We start from the raw sequence: 17,648 nt of genomic DNA, 5'->3' as shown, positions 1-17,648 counted from the left end.
TGGCCTACAGGCTGACGCCCGTCACTTCGCGCGTCAGCCGCGCGATCTCGTCTTTGACGTCATCCTGATGCGGATGCAAGGCCAGCGAGGCGCGAAAGGCGGCAAGCGCGCTTTCGTTCATGCCGACATTTTCAAGGATCGTGCCAAGACCTGAAAGCGCGGTCCAGTGTCGCGGCTCCAGCGCCAGCGCCCGCGCGAGATCGGCAAGCGCCGGGCCGATCTCGCCGGTCTTGTAATAGGCCACGGCGCGCAGGTGCCAGCCCTCGGCAAAGTCCGGCGCATGGTCGGTAAGCGCGGTCAGATGCTCGACCGCAAGCGCCGGATCATCGGCATCAAGTGCCGCCTCGCCACGCTTGTAAAGCAGGTCCATCGCCGCCGATCCAGACTGCGACCAGAGCCTGCGAATATCCGCCTCGGAGCGCCGCCAGGTGCGATTCTCGGGGTCTGTCAGCTCGGCGAAAAGCGCATCGAGCTGCGCCGCGCGCCCGCCCGAAAGCTGCGCGGCAGGGTCTTGCGCGGCAAGCGGCAGCGCCAGCGCCAGCACCGCGAGACCTGCCGCAACGATATGTTTGAGCTTTGCCACCATTCCGCGCATAAGGGAAACCTACCGCATTCGCGCCGAAAAGCGAGTGTCACGCGATCACATTTGGAGGATGCAATGAGCGACGTCATCGAAGGGGCCCTGAAGATGCTGGGTGCCAAATTGGGCAAGGGTTTTGACGGCGTGGCAAAGTTCGTCATCGAGGGCGAAGGCGCGATCATCGCCGATGCATCCGGCGTGCGCGCTGGCGATGACGAAGCTGAAGTGACGCTGACCGCAAGCGCCGAAACCTTCGAAGGCATCCTGAGCGGCGACGTGAACCCGACCATGGCTTTCATGACCGGCAAGCTGAAGGTTGACGGCTCGATGGGCATGGCGATGCAGCTTGCCTCGGCGCTGGCTTGATGGAGGCCGCCCCGCTGCACGCCAGGCTCGCGCGCGGCCCCGCGGGCGGGCAGGCATTCTGGCTGCGCGCCGCTGACGGGCTGCGGCTGCGCGCGGGTCTATGGCGGGCGGGGGAGGGCGAACGCGGCACCGTGCTGTTGTTCCCCGGCCGTACCGAATACATTGAAAAGTATGGGCCCGCGGCGGCGGAACTTGCGGCGCGGGGCTATGCGACGCTGACCATCGACTGGCGCGGGCAAGGCCTGGCCAAGCGGATGCTGGCCGACCCGCTGCCCGGCCATGTGCTTGATTTCGCGGATTATCAAAAAGATGTCACAGCGCTTCTTGACCTTGCCGAGGCGCAGGCCCTGCCCCGACCCTGGCACCTTCTGGCGCATTCGATGGGCGGCGCGATCGGGCTTCGCGCGATTCTGAATGGCTTGCCGGTGGCCTCTGTCGCGTTTTCCGCGCCGATGTGGGGCATTGCTATTCCCGCGTGGAAACGCCCGGTGGCGCGGGTGGTGACCACGCTTGCCTGTGCGCTTGGCCGCAGCGCGGCCTATGCGCCCGAAAACGGCCCGGTGCCCTATGTGCAGGATGCCCCTTTCGCCGACAACATGCTGACCGGCGAAGCGGAAATGTATGCCTTTCAGCAGCAGCACCTTGCCGAGGTTCCGGCATTGGCGCTTGCCGGGCCGACCATGCTTTGGCTGAAACTGGCGCTTGCCGAATGCCGCGCGCTGGTGGCTCGGCCCGCGCCCGCGCTACCCGCGCTCGCCTCGCTCGGCAGCCATGAGCGTATCGTCGACGCCGCCGCGATTCGTGCCCGCATCGCGCGCTGGCCGGGCGCAACGCTTCTGGAGATTGCCGGCGGCGAGCACGAGGTGATGATGGAAACCGCCCCCCGGCGCGCCGCCTTTTTCAACGCGGCGGCGGAGCTTTTTGACGCAAGCCGATAGGCGCGGTTTCAGAACGGCTTGTCACGGCCCACGACATGCTTGCGCAGTCGTGACGGGATGGATTTCTTGCGATCCTTGAACGGATTATCGCCACCCTGATCGCGGAAAGTCAGCCGAATGGGCGTGCCCGGCATCTCGAAGCTTTCGCGCAAGCCATTGACAAGATACCGCGAATAGCTTTCGGCCAGTTTGTCGGCATGGCTTGCCATGACCACAAAACCCGGCGGCCGGGTTTTCACCTGCGTCATGTAGCGCAGCTTGATCCGACGGCCACCCGGGGCCGGTGGCGGGTGTGCAACGGTCATCGCACCCAGCCATTGGTTCAGCCGCGCGGTGGTGATGCGCTTGTTCCAGACCTGATGCGCCTTCAGCACCGCCGCATGCAACCGATCAAGCCCCTTGCCGGTCTTGGCCGAGACTGTCACCAGCGGCGCACCGCGAAGTTGCGGCAAAAGCCGCTCGAACGCCTCGCGCAATTCGTTGAGCTTGTGCGGCTTGTCGTCTTCAAGGTCCCATTTGTTGGCGGCAATAACCACCGCCCGGCCCTCGGATTCGGCATAATCGGCAATCCGCAGATCTTGCGCCTCGAACGGCACTTCGACGTCGAGCAGCACCACCACCACTTCGGCAAACCGCACCGCGCGCAGGCCGTCGGAGACCGACATCTTTTCCAGCTTGTCGGAAATCCGCGCCTTCTTGCGCATGCCTGCGGTGTCGAAAATCCGCATCGGCGTACCCATGAATTCGGTCTGCACCGAAACCGCGTCGCGGGTAATGCCCGCCTCGGGGCCGGTCAGCAGGCGCTCTTGCCCGAGGATCTTGTTGATCAGCGTCGATTTGCCCGCATTCGGGCGACCGATCACCGCAAGTTGCAGCGGCTTTGATTTTGACGGTGGCTGATAGGTATCGTCTTCTCCTTCGACGACATCAACGTTGACCTCGGGCTCGGTGGTCGCCACCTCGGCATCAAAGGCGTCTGCCAGCGGCACCAGCACCCGGTAAAGGTCGTCCATGCCCTCGCCATGTTCGGCGGAAATGCGCAAGGGCTCGCCAAGGCCAAGGCTCCAGGCTTCCATTGCGCCAATCTCGCCCGCGTTGCCCTCGGCCTTGTTGGCGGCGACGATGACATGGGCATTCTTCTTGCGCAGGATATCGGCAAAAATCTCGTCGGCGGGGGTCACGCCCTGACGCGCGTCAATCACGAACAGGCAGATGTCGGCCTCGGCCACGGCGCGTTCGGTCAGGCGGCGCATGCGGCCTTGCAGGCTGTCGTCGTCGGCCAGTTCCAGCCCCGCCGAATCGATCACCACAAAGCGCAGATCGCCCAGCCTCGCCGCCCCTTCGCGCAGGTCGCGGGTGACGCCGGGCTGGTCATCGACCAGCGCGAGGCGCTTGCCGACGAGGCGGTTGAACAGTGTCGATTTGCCAACATTGGGGCGGCCGACGATGGCCATGGTAAAGCTCATGCTGCCCTCCTTGGGCGGATCAAGCAGCCCGCTTACACCGCTTTCGGGTCAACGGAAAGCGTGAAGCTGCCCGCTCGCGCTCACCACATAAAGCGTGCCACCCGCCACCACCGGCGCTGTTGCCGCGCCGCCGGGAATTGCGGCGCTGCCCACCAAGGCACCCGAGGCCGGGTCGAACACCCGCATCAGCCCGTCGGAAGAGGCAACAAACAGCCGCCCGCCCGCCAGCACGGGGCCGAAATGGGCGTGAATCTCCTGCTGCTGCCGGGGCTTGTCCTTGAGGAAATAGGGCATGTCCACGGCCCAGACCGCGCGCCCGGTGCCCGCATCAAGCCGCACCAGTTGCGCCTCGTCGGAGATCAGGAACACCGCCCCGCCGACCACCTGCATCGGCCCTGTAGCACCTTCGTTGGCGGTCCAGATCCGCTCACCCTTGGCGGCGGTCACCGCCACCGCCCGGCCTGCCGAGGAACCTGCATAGATGCGGTCGCCGACAATAACCGGGTCGCCGGTAAGGTCGCTTACCGCGCTATAGCCGCGCCCGAGCCGCTGCCCCGCAACCGTCGCCTGCCAAAGCTGGAAACCGCGCTGGCGCAGCACCGCGATCATTTCACCCGAGGCGAAGGGGAACACCGCAATCTGCCCGGCCACCGCAGGTGCCGAAACCCCGGTAACGCCCGAAGGTGCCGGCGTGCCCGGCAGACGCCAGACAAGTTTGCCATCCTCGGCGCGGATCGCCCAGCCCGAGGCATCGCGCGCGACCACATAGACAATACCGTTCACCACGGTGGGTGCTCCACCGATGCCGGCATCAAACTTTTGCCGCCAGGCCACCGCGCCGCTGGCAGCGTCGATCGCCACCAGCTCGCCAAAGCCGGTGGTCACAAAAACCCGACCCGCGGCAAAGGCCAGCCCGCCGCCCGAAGCGTCATCGGCGCGGTCGCCCGCAGGCGTGAGGTCAACCGACCAGAGCGTGCCGCCCGCGGTCGAGGTGGCGGCAACGGTGGCGCGGCTGTCGAGGGTGAAGATGCGGCCTGCGCCCACCACCGGGTCGGCGGTGATCCGGTGCCTGCGCCCGGCAGGCTGGCCAATCGCGGCGGACCATGCGAGCGTGGTGCCCGCGCCCAGCGCCGGGTGGCTGATGGCATGGCTCGGCGAGCCGCCGCGATGGGTCCATTCGGCATTGGCAACCTGCGCGGGCAGACGGATCGGCACCGACACGGTGCCGCCCTGCGGGGTGGCAAATTCGCTGATCGAGCCTTGCAGAACCGAGCGCGGATCGACCCGGTCGCCCGGCAGAATGATTTCGCGCTGCGAGCAGCCCTGAACCAGCGCGAGCACGCCCAGAAGCCCGAGACCGACTGAAAGCTTCACTGCCCTGCCCCCTTCTTCGCGCCGCACTGGGCGCGGCTCCGGCTAGTTCGCGACCGGATCGGCCCCGAGCGCCACAATCACCTGTGTCACGCGCTGTTGCAAGCCCGCCGTCAGCTCCGGTTCCTGCAGAATCTGCCGCAGCAGCGCAATTGCGGCCTCGGTTTGCCCGTCGGCGAGCAGCGCCAACGCCTGCTGTTCCATTGCAAGGCCGCGGAACGGCGCGCCGGGCGCTGCCAATTCGGCCAGGGTTGCATCGCGCAGCGCGGGTGTCATTGTCGCGCCCGCCATCAGCACCGCCTTGATCTGCGCCAGCGCGCGCAGACTGGCAGGCAGCGTGGTATCGGAGGCAAGCGCCTGCAACCCCGCCACCGTCTCGGCGTTCGGCGTGGCCTCGGCGGCAACCAGCAGCCGCAGCACCGCGACCTGCGCGCCATCGGCCGAAATCGCCGCCAATGCAGCGCCACGGTCGGGCGCTTCCATCGCCGCCAGCACCGCATCGCCAAAGGCCTCGGCGCGCGCTGAAGCACGGGCCTTTTGCCACTCCACATAGGCGGCACCCGACACGATCAGCACCACCCCGAGAATGCCGATCCAGCCATAGCGGCGCATCAGTGCAAACAGGCGGTCGCGGCGGACCTCTTCGGTGACTTCGTCGATGAAGCTGTCGGTTTCGCTCACGGCGAGGGTGCCCCTTGTCTCGCCCCCGCATCGGGGCGCGTTGCGCTTGCGCCACGTCTTACACGCAAGGCGCGGGTGTTGCCAAGCCGTTGCAGCCGTGTCATCCGGCGGCGCGCCCGCTCTCTCGGGCTGCTTGGCTTTCGGCTTCTTCCTCGCTCGACTGGCGCGCCCACATCGAGGCGTAGCGCCCGCCTGCCTCGACCAGTTCCTCGTGCCGCCCGCGCTCCACCACCCGGCCCGCTTCCAGCACGATGATGCAATCGGCATCGGCGATGGTGGAAAGCCTATGCGCAATGGTGATGACGGTGCGCCCCTGGCCCATCGCCTTCAGGCTGTCCTGAATGTCGCGCTCGGTCTGGGTGTCAAGCGCGCTCGTCGCCTCGTCCAGCAACAGAATCGGCGGGTTCTTCAGCAGAGTGCGGGCAATGCCGACGCGCTGCTTTTCGCCGCCCGAAAGCTTCAGCCCGCGCTCACCCACCTGTGAGGCATAGCCTTCGGGCAGGCTCAGGATGAAATCATGGATCTTCGCGGCGCGCGCGGCGGCCTCGACCTCGGCCTGGCTCGCCTCGGGGCGGCCATAGGCGATGTTGTAATAGATCGTGTCGTTGAACAGGACCGTATCCTGCGGCACCACGCCGATCGCGTCATGCAGGCTTTGCTGGGTCACTTCGCGTACATCCTGCCCGTCGATCCGCAAGGCCCCGCCGGTCACGTCGTAAAAGCGAAAGAGCAGCCGCCCGACGGTCGATTTTCCCGATCCGGAGGGCCCGACCAGCGCCACGGTCTGGCCCGCGGGCACGGTAATCGAAACATCGCGGAGGATCGCGCGATCCGCCTCATAACCAAAGCTCACATGATCGAGCACCACTTCGCCCTTGCTCACCTTCAGCGCGGGCGCGCCCGGCGCGTCGATGATTTCGGCAGGCTGGCCCAACAGGTCGAACATGTCGCCCATATCCACCAGCGCCTGCCGGATTTCGCGGTAAACCGTGCCCAGAAAACCCAGCGGCATGGTGATCTGGATCATGTAGGCATTGACCATGACAAAATCGCCGACCGTGAGCGTGCCCACCTGCACCCCCTGCGCCGCCATCACCATGACGACGATAAGACCCGCGGTGATGATGAACGATTGCCCGAAGTTCAGGATTGAAAGGCTTTGCCCGGTCTTGACCGCCAGCCCTTCGTAACGCGCCATCGCGCCATCGTAGCGCTGCGCCTCGCGGGATTCGGCACCGAAATACTTCACCGTTTCAAAGTTCAGCAGGCTGTCGATCGCCTTCTGGTTGGCGTCGGTATCCTGGGTGTTCATGTCGCGCCGGATCTGCACCCGCCATTCGGTGACGCGGAATGTGTAGGTCACATAGACCCAGATGGTGACCACCACCGCCAGCATGTACCAGACATTGAACAGCACCGCGAACAGGATCGAGACCATGGTCAGTTCAAGGATCAGCGGGCCGACCGAAAACAGCATGAAGCGCAGGAGAAAGTCGAGGCCCTTCACGCCGCGCTCGATGATCCGGCTGAGGCCGCCGGTCTTGCGGGTAATGTGGTAGCGCATCGAGAGGCGGTGGATATGGGTGAAAGTTTCCAGCGCCAGCTTGCGCAAGGCGCGCTGGCCCACCCGCACGAAAACCGCATCGCGCAATTCGTTGAAACCCACGGTGCCAAGCCGCGCCAGCCCATAGGCGACTGTCAACCCGACCGCACCAAGGCCAAGCATCGCTGCCGCGTCAGGTGCGGGGCCGGCCAAGGCATCAACGGCGCGCTTGTAGACATAGGGCGTGGTGACCGAGATCAGCTTGCCGAGCAAGAGCGCCAGCATGGCCAGCACCACCCGGCGTTTCACCCAGGTTTCACCCGCGGGCCAGAGATACGGCAGAAGCGCGCGCAGGGTGCGCAGGTTGCGCCCCTTCTGGGCCGCAGTGGGCGCGGTTGTGGCTGAGGAAGAAGGTCGGCGCATGGGATCCCTCGCGGCACCCCGATTCAGGGGCAAAGTTCAGCGCAGACTTAAGCGCGGGCGGGGCGAGTTGCCACCCCCGCCCGCAATTTCCACCACGCAGTCCCGATTATTCCGGCTTGCAGATCTCGCCCCGCACCATCGCCAGAAGCGTGCGCCCGACCAACCCGGCGATCAGCAAGCTCAGCACCGCAAGCAGCGCCGCGCCCAGCCACAGATACCCGCCGGTGCCCGTTGCCTCGTGGTGCAGCAAGCTGGCAATTGTCAGCGCCGCGACGGGGAAACTGAGCGCCCAGAAGGAAAGCGCGAATGGCAGCCGCAAGATGCGCGGCACCTGCACCGCGACCAACGCGGCGAACACAAAGCCCAGGCTCATCAGAATATGGCCGAATGCATCCATTTCGCCTGTCATCCGCAGCCAAGCGATACTGGCGACAGCCGGCGGCGCGATCATGATGACCAGCGTCGGTTGCAGCCGCGCCGGCATCGGATCGTGAAACACCAGCCGGTTGAACACCAGCGTCAGCAGCACCATCCAGAAGATCATCCCCGCCGAAAAGAACAGGAACGATGTCTCGACATAGCCCATCTGCGCGCCCGCCACCGGCACGATCACGTTGCCCACGGCCGGAATGAACCATGCCGGGTTCAGGTGACCTTGCTGAAAGGCGCGGGCGCTGATCCATCCGGTTATCACCGCCAGCGCGAGCACCGCCTGCAATCCGGTGCCGAAAAGCCACGCGGCCTCGGCCGCCGCCGGGTAAAGCGGCAGCGCCGCAGTAGCGATGATCAGCAAGGAAATCGACACCGTGGGGAAGAAAGCCAGCCGCACCGGGTGCCGCCACTCTGCGACGACCGCAGCGGGGTGGCGCAGCGCCTTCAGCGCGTAGCCCGCCGCCACCAGCACGAACACCGCCACCGTCAGCGCCAGTGCCGCCTGCCATGGCCAGCCACCAAGACCGAGCGATTCGGCACCCGCGCGCAGTGCCAGCGTGAACCCGCCAAGGCCCATCGTGGTGGCAAAAAGGGTAATCGGATAATGTTCTAGTCCGCTCGGCGCGGCGGCACTGTCGGCGGCGGTTGGCGGCATTTCGGCTCCATTGGTTCTGCCACGCCTGCATGGCGTGGCGGTTGCGCCCGCGAGGGCAAGACCAGAACCCGCATTTTACCTGAGCGAGAAGACCACAACGGGTTCATGGGCACAATACATTCGCATTTGCGCATATGTCATGCCCGCACGGGCAAATCCAGCGCAAAACATTCCCCTTCATGCATCTGATCTGCATCAAATCGCCGCTCGCAAAACCGGGCTATTGATCGGCAAAGCAAAGGGTCCCGCCATGCGTCTGACCACCCGAACCAATCTTGCAATGCGCACGCTGATGTTCTGCGCCGTCAATTCAGACCGCATCGTGCGCAAGCACGAAGTCGCGGCAATCTGCAACTCGTCCGAAAACCACCTCGCACAGGTGGTCAACACGCTTTCGCAAAAGGGTTTCATCGACACCCAGCGTGGCCGCGCGGGCGGCATGCGGCTTAACCGGCCGACCAACCAGATCGGGGTTGGCGCGGTGCTGCGGGCCTTCGAAACCGGCATGCCTTTTGCCGAATGCCACGACCCCGCCACCAACACCTGCCCGCTGATCGGCATCTGCCGGTTCCGCAATGTGCTCGACCGCGCGCTTGAAGCATTTTACGGATCGATGGACGAAATCACGCTCGCCGATCTGGTCGATGGCAATGTGCCACTGGCGCATATCCTCGCGCTCAGCGAACAGCGGCTGTCCTCGGCCTGCCAATAAGCGGAAAGCCGCGCGACCTTTTTGTCATTCCGCTTGACCTTGTCGCGCGCTGCGCCTATCTGCGCCGCGCGTTCGCCGCAATTGCAAGGTTCCATCAGGGAACCAACGGCGAAACAACCGAGGCAAAGATGCAGACGATCGAACCTATCGGCACGACACCCGCAGCAGGCAGCCAGCAGGGAAGCACCCCGGCGCAGAGCCAGCAGGGCAACACAGAGGCCGGTGCGCAGCAAACCACAAGCCCCGCCGCACCGCGCTTTCGCGACTGGGCGGCAATCTGACACTTGCCAGCGGCAGGCGCGGGCGGCACTCTGACGGTTCAGCCGCCAGAGCACCGGAGACACGCGCTGCCCCGCCCGTTGACCGAGATCCCGAACATTGGCCCGGCAACTGCCGCGGCCTTCGCGCGTGCCGGCATCGATGATGCCGACAGGCTCGCGGCGATCGGTGCCGATGCGGCCTATGCGCTTTGGCTCGCGGCCGGGAACGCGCCGCATTTCATCGGCTATTACGCGCTGGTCATGGGTCTGCAAGGCCGCCCCTGGAACGATTGCCGGGGTGCCGAAAAGGTGGCACTTCGCGCCCGATTTGACGCGCTGAAAGAAAACGCCGCCAGCCCGCGCGCCCTGTTCGAGCGCAGGCTCGACGAAATCGGCCTGCGCGCGCCGCGCGCGGACTGAAGCGGTTGCCTGGCACCTCGCCGCGACGCGGTGCCGATTTCGCCCCTTGATCGCGCGCGACGCCTCGGGCTCAGCCCGATTTCGCACCGCCGGGCGCGCGCTTCGCTGCGGCCCAGCCTGCCGCCGCGGCCCCAAAAGCGCCAAAGAGCGCCCGCGACACCGGGTCCTCTGCGGCGTTCCATTCCGGGTGCCACTGCACGGCGAGCGCAAAACCCACCGCCCCTTCCACCCGCACAGCTTCCGGGGTGCCATCGTCGGTGCGGCCTTCCACGATCACCCGCGGGGCCGGCTTGCAGATGCCCTGCCCGTGCAGCGTGTTGGTCATCACTTCGGTAGCCCTCAACAGGCGGTGGAACACCCCACCTTCGACCAGATGCACCGCGTGGCGGAGCGCAAACTGTTCGGCAAGTGGCGCATCGGGCGGCATGCGGTGGTTCATCCGCCCCGGAAGCTCGCGGATCTCGGGGTGCAAAGTGCCGCCCAAGGCCACGTTCAATTCCTGAAACCCACGGCAAATGCCGAAAATCGGCTGCCCCGCAGCAACGCACTCGCGCACCAGCGGCAGCGTGATCGCATCGCGGGCGCGGTCAAAGCGGCCATGCGCCGGGGTCTCGGCCTCGCCATATTCCGAAGGGTGGACATTCGGCTGCCCGCCGGTCAGCAGAAATCCGTCGCAGACCGCCATCAACTCGGGCACCGAAACGAAGCGCGGATCGGCGGGGATCAAGAGCGGCATTGCCCCCGCTACCTCGGCCACCGCCTGGGAATTCATCGTGCCCCCGGCGTGCACCGGATAGCGGTCGTTCATCTCATAGGCATTGCCGATGATGCCGATCACGGGTCTCATGCGTTTCTCCCCTTGCCCTCGGGCCGCAGGATAGGCCGCCGGGCAGCGATGCGAAAGCCCTGCACGCCTGCCACTTTCGCGCGCTCAGTTTGCGGGCAGGTCTGCCGCGATTGCGGCAACGATACCGTCAAGCACCTCGGTCAGAAGCGCGCCATCTTCAGCCTCGCCCATCACCCGGATCAAGGGCTCGGTGCCCGATTTGCGGATGACCAGCCTGCCACAGCCCAAAAGCCGCGCCTCGGCCTCGGCGATCACCGCCCGAACCGGGGCTGTTTCCAGCGGCTCGCGTCCGCGGGCATAGCGCAGGTTGCGCAATTGCTGCGGCAGCGGCTCGAACTGGTTCACCAACGCGCTTGCCGGTTGCCCGGTCTCGGCCATCGCCGCCAGAAACTGCAAGCCCGCAATCAGCCCGTCGCCGGTGGTGACATGATCGGTCATCACGATATGCCCCGACTGCTCGCCCCCGAGGTTATAGCCACCCTCGCGCATCCTCTCGACCACATAGCGGTCGCCCACCCTGGTGCGTTCAAGCCTGAGCCCGCGCGCCTGCAAGAACCGCTCCAGCCCGAGGTTCGACATCACCGTGGCCACCAGCGCGCCGCCCCGAAGCCGCCCCTCATCGGCCCAGCGCGCGGCAAAAAGCGCCATGATCTGGTCGCCATCGGCCACCCTGCCATTCTGGTCAAGGATCATCACCCGGTCGGCATCGCCATCGAGGCAGATACCGAGATCGGCCCCATGTGCTACCACCTCCTCGGCGGCGGTTTGGGTATGGGTCGAGCCGCAGTTCTCGTTGATATTGTAGCCATTGGGCGAAACGCCGACGGGAATCACCGTGGCACCAAGCTCCCACAGCACTTCGGGGGCGGCGCGGTAGGCCGCACCATTGGCACAATCGACCACCACTTTCATCCCCGCCAGCCGGTCACGGCCGGGAAAGGTGGTCTTGGCATATTCGACATAGCGCCCGCGCCCGTCCTCGATCCGCTTGGCGCGGCCGATGTTGGCGGGCTGCGCCGGCGCAATTTCGCCCGCCATGATCGCTTCGATCATCGCCTCGGCCTCATCCGACAGCTTGAAACCGTCGGGGCCGAAAAACTTGATGCCATTGTCGGCGGCGGGGTTGTGCGAAGCGGAAATCATGATGCCGAGGTCGGCCCGCATCGAACGGGTCAGAAACCCGACCGCAGGCGTCGGCACCGGCCCGAGCAAGAGCACGTTCATGCCGGTCGAGGTAAGCCCAGCGGTCAGCGCGTTTTCGATCATGTAGCCCGAAAGCCTTGTATCCTTGCCGATAACCACGCGGTGGTCGTTTTGCCCGTGGCGGCGAAAATACCGCCCGGCAGCGGCACCCAGCCGCAGCGCAACCTCGGCCGTCATCGGGTAGCTGTTGGCCTGCCCGCGCACCCCGTCGGTGCCAAATAGCTTTCGCGTCATCCTACCCCCTACCCTTCCCCGCCGAGCGCCCGCCAGAGCCGAAGGCCCTGTGCCACCTCGGCCACATCATGCACCCGGTGCACCTGCACCCCCTGCGCCACCGCCGCCAGCGTCACCGCGAGCGTTCCCGGCCCGCGCGCTTGCGCCAGCGCAGCACCGCCGATGCTGCCGATGAAGCGCTTGCGCGAGGCACCGAGCAATATCGGGCAGCCAAGGCCGTGCAAGAGCGAGAGGTTTCGCAGCAACGCCAGATTGTGCTCCTGCGACTTGCCAAAGCCAATACCGGGATCGACCAGAATCCGCGCCCGTGCAATACCCGCCGCCTCTGCCGCAGCGATCCGCGCTTCGAGATAGTCATACACATCAAGCACGACATTGTCGTAACGCGGCGCTGCCTGCATCGTTTCGGGGCTGCCCTGCGCGTGCATGAGGCAAAGCCCGGCGGTCGATGCGGCCACCGCCGCCGCCATCTGCGGATCATGTTCCATCGCCGAAACGTCATTGACCAGCACTGCCCCGGCGGCAAGTGCGGCGCGTGCCACCACCGCCTTGCGGGTATCGACCGAAACTGGCACCCCGACCCCGCCTGCGCCGCAAAGTGCCGCGATGACGGGTATGGTGCGGGCGATTTCCTCGGCCTCGGGCACCGGCGCGGCCCCGGGGCGGGTCGATTCGCCGCCAATGTCGAGCAGGTCGGCACCCTCGGCCGCCAGCGCCTGCGCCGCGGCGACCGCTTCGGCAGAGCTGCCAAAGCGCCCGCCATCGGAAAAGCTGTCAGGCGTGGTGTTGACGATGCCCATCAATTTCGGCACCTGCCATGAAAGCCCGACGATAGCAGGGCGCTGGGCGCAGAGCCGCGCCGCAACATCGGGCGGCAGGTCGGCGGCGGCAATGACCCCGGCGCTGCCAGCCCGCGTCAGCACTTCGACACGGTCGAACCAGCACCAGCCGCCCGCCAGCCGCCGCGCGGCCTGCGGGCGCAGCGGGTCGGTCTGGGCTATCGGGCGATAATAGCTGCGCATGCCCGCCATTCAGCGCATCCCGCCGCCTTTGGCAAGCATCAGAGCGCCACCAGCCGCAGCGGCACGCGGCTTCCCGCCGGGGCTGAAACAGCACCGTGAAGTTCCAGCCGCGCCGCCGAAAGCGTTTCCGCCAGCCAGAGCGCCAATGCGACGCCGTCCTGCACCTTTGGCCCGTCGACCGCGTCAAGCACCAGCTTCGAAGGTGCCCAGACCACCATTTGCCGGTGCCGCATGGCCCAATCAATCTCGGTGCGGCTTGCCACCACGACACAGCGCCGATCGCGCGCCGCCAGAACCCAGGCGTTCTGCTCGATCGCCAGCAATTCGATGCGCCGCTGGGTCGGGCGCTGGTCGCTTTGCGGCGCGGGCATTTCCGGCGCGCCGACAGCTAGGATTACCGGCATCCCGCAGGCCAGCAGGGCATCAAGCCGCGCCGCGAGGTCGGGCGCGGAAATCGCGGCGTTGGACAGGAACGCCACCACCGGATGCAGCGCCGCCGCCTCGTCGCCATCGGGCGGCGCGCGCAGCGGCATTGCGGCACGGGCCCGCACGATCTCTACCCCCAGCGCGCCCGGGCCGCGGTCGAGCTTTTCAATCCGCAGAAAAACCCGCATCGCCTGCGGTGCCGCCAGTATCCGCTCGGCGACCCGCGCGGCCAGGGTTTCAAGCAGGTTTACCCGCTCGGCGGCAAGCTCTGCGGCAATCGCTTCGGTCAGGCGGTCATAGGAAAGGATCCGGTCAACATCGTCTTCCAGCGGCGCAGGGGCCCGGCGCACCTCGACCACGATGTTGAAGCACAGCCGCTGGCGATGCCCGCGTTCAAGCTGAAAGGCCCCGATATCGGCCTCGACGATGTGATCGCGCAGGCTGATGCGGTCGCGCGGGTCGGCACCGGCCGAGGCCTCGGCGCGTTCCTCGGGGTGGGCAAATGCCTGACTGATATCGCTGCTCATCGCCACGGCCTCGGGTTTGGTCGCACGATCATAGTGCGGCGGCGGCGCGCGCGCAGCCCCGAAACGGCATTGTGCTGCCTCGGCGCGACCTCAGTTGACGGCGGTTCGCACCGGCTTGCGATAGAAGGTGTGCACGCCGATCTGGGTCGTGCGCTCAAAATCAAGCCGCCACGACGGGCGCACCCAGAAGGCATGAAAGAAGGTCGCCCCTCCGGTCAGCGCGCGCGGCGCGCCATCGATCAGCGCGCGTGCAACCTTGCCCACGCGCGAGACCGCCGCGAGATCGCGCATGGTATCGGTGAGGCCATCGCAATAGTAGGAAAACTGGCAGCCGCGCCCGTTCGATTGCTTGACCACACCGCAAATCGTGTTGGGAAACGCCGGGTCAGCCACCCGGTTCAATATCACCTCGGCCACCGCAACCTGGCCCGAAACCGGCTCGCCACGCGCCTCGAAATACAGCGCTTGCCGAAGACATTCGAATTGCGCGTCGCCAGTGGCCTCGGGCTGTGCCGCCAGCCATTGTCCGTCAATAATCACGCCCGGTGCCTCGCGCCGACCGAACAGGCTGAACGGTTGCTGCGGTTCCTCGGTCAACGCGGCAAAATGTTGCTCTGGAAGGGCTGCAAGTGCCGTGCGTTCCTGCCCGAGCACGGCCGCGAGCGCCGGGCCAACCCCGGCGGGGTCATTCGAGGTACTGACAGCTGTTTCGGCAGCGGCAGGCACCGCAAGAAAAAGCAGCAGCGCAAGGCGCTCTGCCCATTGAACCATGACCGACATATTCCGCCCCAACCCATCCCATGGCCGCCGAGCAGACAGTGGCGACGCGAATGCCTTAGCCGAAAAAAAGCCACAAGTCCAGATACTGTTGCTAAATTGCAACAAAGGGCAATTCGCGCGGTGCTGCGGTCACCAATGCGGCCCTTGGGCCTATTTCTCCCTGCCGCCCTCGCGCGGGGCGAGCAGGGCGAAATGCGCTGCGGCAAGGCGTGCCACCGGCACCCGGAACGGCGAACAGGAGACATAATCGAAGCCAGCCGCGCGGCAGAAAGCGATCGATTCCGGGTTGCCGCCATGTTCGCCGCAGACCGAAATCGTGATGCCCGGGCGACGTTCGCGCCCGCGCTGCGCGCCAATCAGCAGCAACTCGCCCACGCCTTCCACATCAAGCACATGGAAAGGGTCTTCGGCGTAAACGCGCTGGCTGACATAGACCCCCATGAAACGCCCCGCGTCATCGCGCGACAGGCCGTAGGTCATCTGTGTCAGGTCATTGGTGCCAAACGAAAGGAACGCGGCATGTTCGGCAATTTCGCCCGCCCGCAGCGCCGCGCGCGGGGTCTCGACCATCACCCCAAGCCGATAGGTGAACTCTGCCTTCAACTCGTTCTTCACCGCTGCCGCCACCGCGTCGATGCGGGTTTTGACGATTTCCACCTCGCGCGCCGCGGAAACCAGCGGGATCATGATTTCCGGCACCACCTGCGCGCCGCGACGGCTTGCCTCGATCGTCGCCTCGAAGATCGCCCGCGCCTGCATGTCGTAGATCTCGGGCACGGTGATGCCGAGCCGCACCCCGCGCATGCCGAGCATCGGGTTGAACTCGCTGAGCGCCTCGACCCGCCGCGTCACATCCGACAAGGGCTTGTCGAGCGCCTCGGCCAACTCGCGAATGCCCTCGCGGTCTTGTGGCAGGAATTCGTGCAGCGGCGGATCAAACAGCCGGATGCAGACCGGCAGCCCCGCCATGATGTCGAAAAGCGCGGTAAAATCGGCCCGTTGCATCGGCAGCAGACGCTCCAGCGCGATCCGACGGTCATAGGCGGTGTCGGCGAAAATCATCTCGCGCATCACCGTCAGGCGGTCTTCATCGAAAAACATGTGCTCGGTGCGGCAAAGGCCAATGCCTTCTGCTTCGAACATGCGCGCGGTGCGGGCGTCATCGGGGGTGTCGGCGTTGGCGCGAATGCCGATGTCGCGCACATTGTCGGCCCAGTGCAGCAGGGTGCGAAAGCCATCATCAAGCGCCGGTTCCAGCATCGCCGCTGCCCCCACCAGCACTTCGCCATTGGTGCCATCGATGGTAATGGTGTCGCCTTCGCGCAGGATGCGGCCATCGGCCCCGCGCAGCGTGCGTTCCTTCGGGTTGAGCGAAATTTCCGAAGCGCCGACAATGCAGGGCAGCCCCAGCCCGCGCGCAATCACCGCCGCGTGGCTGGTAATGCCGCCGCGCTCGGTCAGCACGGCAACCGCCGCGTGCATGCCGCGAATATCTTCGGGCGCGGTCTCGCGGCGCACCAGCACGCAGGGCTCGTCGCGCGCCGCACTCGCCTGCGCGGCGGCAGCTGTAAAGACGATGCGCCCGGTAGCGGCACCGGGGCTTGCCGCAATGCCGCGCCCGAGCCCGTCGCGCGGGCTGAGCGGATCAACCTGATAATGCAGCAGCTCCGACAGGGCCCGCGGTTCCACCCGCAACAGCGCCTCTTCGCGGCTGATCACCCCATCCTGTGCCAGCGTCACCGCGATTTTCACCGCCGCGCGCGAGCTGCGCGCCACCCGCACCGCGTCGATCACCGCAAGACGGCCGTTCTCGACGGTGAACTCGATCTGCATTTCCTCGCGCAGCCGGGCGCGGCAGGCTTGCGCATGACTGAAAAGCTGGGCGAAAAGCTCGGGCGAGGCCTCTTCGAGCGAGGCACCGCGCGGATCGCGCGTGAGGTAGAGCGTTTCCTCGGGCGAGGCCCTGCGGCCCTGGCTCTGGCCGCGGAAGCGCCCGGTTATTTTTGCGGCTCCGGTGATGCTGTCGACGCATTGCATTGTGCCCGAACCGGACAGGCCGGGGCCGATGCCCAGCGCCATTTCCTGCACCACCAGCCCCAGCGCCGCCTCGGCGGGCGCGCCCTTGGCCTGCCGCAAAAGCCGCGCCGTGGTGCCCTCCCAGGCGCGCGCCATCGAACGCAGCACATCGGCAAGCTGGCGCGCCGGGTCTTGCGGAAACGGCTCGTCGGTTTCCGCCTCATAAGCCGCAAGCGCCGCGGCAAGCGCTGTGGGCGACGCGGCGGCGGAAAACATGTCGGGGTCGAGGCGCGCGACATGGGTGGCGAAAGCCTGCACGAAGCGCAGATAAAGCGCCTCGGCCGCCTCGCGCCCAAGCCGCGCCGCCAGAATATCGCGCCGCGCATCGTTCATGCCGACGTTGAGCACCGTTCCCGGCCCGCCCCATTCGGGATTTTCCGGGCTGCCGCGCACCGAAACCAGAAAATCGCCGCCGAACATCGCCACCAGTTTCGCGGTGTCGGGAAGCTGGCCTGCCGCGATGGCGCGCACGCCTTCACAGGAAAGCGCCACCGTGCGCGGCACTGGCAGATCGAGGCGGATCAGCCGTTGCAGGCATTTGGCGCGCCAGCCGTGGCGCGCCGTGGTTATCGGCGCGGTCGGCGTCAGTTCGACGAATTCGGCGAAATCGGCCTGTTTCTGCACTGCGGCATTCTCCCGTTTCGCTGGCAGCATAGGCGATACGCCGAGCGGGGCAAGCGGGGTTT

Annotated in this window: 17 protein-coding genes; 5 read left to right on the top strand and 12 right to left on the bottom strand. The window is 66.2% G+C overall.

The genetic code is table 11. The features are described 5' to 3' along the window. Positions 1-4: 4 nt before the first annotated feature. Positions 5-586: a tetratricopeptide repeat protein gene (locus Q8J98_RS04315; protein ID WP_370868057.1), complete on the bottom strand. Its 582-nt coding sequence runs from the start codon at positions 584-586 to the stop codon at positions 5-7. Positions 587-658: 72 nt separating this feature from the next. Here Q8J98_RS04315 and Q8J98_RS04310 point away from each other — a divergent pair, with 72 nt between their 5' ends. Together Q8J98_RS04310 and Q8J98_RS04305 are read left to right on the top strand one after the other, a co-directional pair. After that, complete coding sequence (locus Q8J98_RS04310; protein ID WP_305185022.1) at positions 659-946, top strand: SCP2 sterol-binding domain-containing protein; 288 nt, start codon at positions 659-661, stop codon at positions 944-946. Beyond that, on the top strand, positions 946-1,884 hold the full coding sequence (locus Q8J98_RS04305) for an alpha/beta hydrolase (RefSeq protein WP_305293293.1): 939 nt from the start codon (positions 946-948) through the stop codon (positions 1,882-1,884). The genes Q8J98_RS04310 and Q8J98_RS04305 overlap by 1 nt, the downstream gene beginning before the upstream one ends. Positions 1,885-1,892: 8 nt before the next feature. Here the strand turns inward: Q8J98_RS04305 and der are convergent, their stop codons facing one another. The 5 genes from der to Q8J98_RS04280 form a co-directional block, all read right to left on the bottom strand. After that, positions 1,893-3,350: a ribosome biogenesis GTPase Der gene (gene der, locus Q8J98_RS04300; RefSeq protein WP_305293292.1), complete on the bottom strand. Its 1,458-nt coding sequence runs from the start codon at positions 3,348-3,350 to the stop codon at positions 1,893-1,895. A gap of 48 nt (positions 3,351-3,398) precedes the next feature. Next, on the bottom strand, positions 3,399-4,724 hold the full coding sequence (locus Q8J98_RS04295; protein WP_305293291.1) for a PQQ-like beta-propeller repeat protein: 1,326 nt from the start codon (positions 4,722-4,724) through the stop codon (positions 3,399-3,401). Between the two features lie 42 nt (positions 4,725-4,766). Further along, positions 4,767-5,402, bottom strand: coding sequence for a hypothetical protein (locus tag Q8J98_RS04290; protein WP_305185026.1), 636 nt, complete (start codon positions 5,400-5,402; stop codon positions 4,767-4,769). Between the two features lie 100 nt (positions 5,403-5,502). Next, complete coding sequence (locus tag Q8J98_RS04285) at positions 5,503-7,368, bottom strand: ABC transporter ATP-binding protein/permease (protein ID WP_305293290.1); 1,866 nt, start codon at positions 7,366-7,368, stop codon at positions 5,503-5,505. 106 nt (positions 7,369-7,474) lie between these two features. After that, complete coding sequence (locus Q8J98_RS04280; RefSeq protein WP_305293289.1) at positions 7,475-8,455, bottom strand: SLAC1 anion channel family protein; 981 nt, start codon at positions 8,453-8,455, stop codon at positions 7,475-7,477. Positions 8,456-8,705: 250 nt separating this feature from the next. Between Q8J98_RS04280 and Q8J98_RS04275 the strand changes: the two genes are divergently transcribed. The 3 genes from Q8J98_RS04275 to Q8J98_RS04265 all read left to right on the top strand — a co-directional run bounded on the left by Q8J98_RS04275 (position 8,706) and on the right by Q8J98_RS04265 (position 9,847). After that, on the top strand, positions 8,706-9,167 hold the full coding sequence (locus Q8J98_RS04275) for an Rrf2 family transcriptional regulator (protein ID WP_305293288.1): 462 nt from the start codon (positions 8,706-8,708) through the stop codon (positions 9,165-9,167). Positions 9,168-9,295: 128 nt separating this feature from the next. Beyond that, on the top strand, positions 9,296-9,448 hold the full coding sequence (locus tag Q8J98_RS04270; protein ID WP_305293287.1) for a hypothetical protein: 153 nt from the start codon (positions 9,296-9,298) through the stop codon (positions 9,446-9,448). A 78-nt stretch (positions 9,449-9,526) separates the two neighbouring features. Beyond that, positions 9,527-9,847, top strand: coding sequence for a TfoX/Sxy family DNA transformation protein (locus Q8J98_RS04265; protein ID WP_370868055.1), 321 nt, complete (start codon positions 9,527-9,529; stop codon positions 9,845-9,847). Between the two features lie 70 nt (positions 9,848-9,917). Here Q8J98_RS04265 and Q8J98_RS04260 read toward each other — a convergent pair whose 3' ends face one another. The 6 genes from Q8J98_RS04260 to Q8J98_RS04235 all read right to left on the bottom strand — a co-directional run bounded on the left by Q8J98_RS04260 (position 9,918) and on the right by Q8J98_RS04235 (position 17,586). Continuing rightward, positions 9,918-10,694, bottom strand: coding sequence for a gamma-glutamyl-gamma-aminobutyrate hydrolase family protein (locus tag Q8J98_RS04260; protein WP_305293286.1), 777 nt, complete (start codon positions 10,692-10,694; stop codon positions 9,918-9,920). A gap of 84 nt (positions 10,695-10,778) precedes the next feature. Next, complete coding sequence (gene glmM / locus Q8J98_RS04255) at positions 10,779-12,131, bottom strand: phosphoglucosamine mutase (RefSeq protein ID WP_305293285.1); 1,353 nt, start codon at positions 12,129-12,131, stop codon at positions 10,779-10,781. Positions 12,132-12,139: 8 nt separating this feature from the next. Beyond that, positions 12,140-13,153 (bottom strand): dihydropteroate synthase, encoded by a 1,014-nt coding sequence (gene folP / locus Q8J98_RS04250; protein ID WP_305293330.1) that lies wholly within the window; start codon positions 13,151-13,153, stop codon positions 12,140-12,142. Between the two features lie 38 nt (positions 13,154-13,191). Further along, positions 13,192-14,106, bottom strand: a complete 915-nt coding sequence (locus Q8J98_RS04245; RefSeq protein WP_305293284.1) for a dihydroneopterin aldolase — start codon at positions 14,104-14,106, stop codon at positions 13,192-13,194. Between the two features lie 90 nt (positions 14,107-14,196). Further along, positions 14,197-14,886, bottom strand: a complete 690-nt coding sequence (locus Q8J98_RS04240) for a cell wall hydrolase (RefSeq protein ID WP_305293283.1) — start codon at positions 14,884-14,886, stop codon at positions 14,197-14,199. A 150-nt stretch (positions 14,887-15,036) separates the two neighbouring features. Continuing rightward, positions 15,037-17,586 carry a putative PEP-binding protein gene (locus tag Q8J98_RS04235; RefSeq protein ID WP_370868054.1) on the bottom strand — a complete coding sequence of 850 codons (2,550 nt, stop codon included), beginning with the start codon at positions 17,584-17,586 and terminating at the stop codon, positions 15,037-15,039. Between the last annotated feature and the right edge of the window lie 62 nt (positions 17,587-17,648).

Origin of the sequence: Phaeovulum sp., from assembly GCF_030684035.1 — a bacterium.
Lineage (GTDB): Bacteria > Pseudomonadota > Alphaproteobacteria > Rhodobacterales > Rhodobacteraceae > UBA6213.
Note: the sequence above shows the minus strand (reverse complement) of the source record. Positions and strands in the feature narration are given on the sequence as shown.

What these genes read in the sequence shown, in the direction of transcription:
- Q8J98_RS04315 (WP_370868057.1), bottom strand. Translation starts at nt 586, where the DNA reads ATGGTGGCAAAGCTCAAACATATCGTTGCGGCAGGTCTCGCGGTGCTG.
- Q8J98_RS04310 (WP_305185022.1), top strand. Translation starts at nt 659, where the DNA reads ATGAGCGACGTCATCGAAGGGGCCCTGAAGATGCTGGGTGCCAAATTG.
- Q8J98_RS04305 (WP_305293293.1), top strand. Translation starts at nt 946, where the DNA reads ATGGAGGCCGCCCCGCTGCACGCCAGGCTCGCGCGCGGCCCCGCGGGC.
- der (WP_305293292.1), bottom strand. Translation starts at nt 3,350, where the DNA reads ATGAGCTTTACCATGGCCATCGTCGGCCGCCCCAATGTTGGCAAATCG.
- Q8J98_RS04285 (WP_305293290.1), bottom strand. Translation starts at nt 7,368, where the DNA reads ATGCGCCGACCTTCTTCCTCAGCCACAACCGCGCCCACTGCGGCCCAG.
- Q8J98_RS04280 (WP_305293289.1), bottom strand. Translation starts at nt 8,455, where the DNA reads ATGCCGCCAACCGCCGCCGACAGTGCCGCCGCGCCGAGCGGACTAGAA.
- Q8J98_RS04275 (WP_305293288.1), top strand. Translation starts at nt 8,706, where the DNA reads ATGCGTCTGACCACCCGAACCAATCTTGCAATGCGCACGCTGATGTTC.
- Q8J98_RS04270 (WP_305293287.1), top strand. Translation starts at nt 9,296, where the DNA reads ATGCAGACGATCGAACCTATCGGCACGACACCCGCAGCAGGCAGCCAG.
- Q8J98_RS04260 (WP_305293286.1), bottom strand. Translation starts at nt 10,694, where the DNA reads ATGAGACCCGTGATCGGCATCATCGGCAATGCCTATGAGATGAACGAC.
- glmM (WP_305293285.1), bottom strand. Translation starts at nt 12,131, where the DNA reads ATGACGCGAAAGCTATTTGGCACCGACGGGGTGCGCGGGCAGGCCAAC.
- folP (WP_305293330.1), bottom strand. Translation starts at nt 13,153, where the DNA reads ATGCGCAGCTATTATCGCCCGATAGCCCAGACCGACCCGCTGCGCCCG.
- Q8J98_RS04245 (WP_305293284.1), bottom strand. Translation starts at nt 14,106, where the DNA reads ATGAGCAGCGATATCAGTCAGGCATTTGCCCACCCCGAGGAACGCGCC.
- Q8J98_RS04240 (WP_305293283.1), bottom strand. Translation starts at nt 14,886, where the DNA reads ATGTCGGTCATGGTTCAATGGGCAGAGCGCCTTGCGCTGCTGCTTTTT.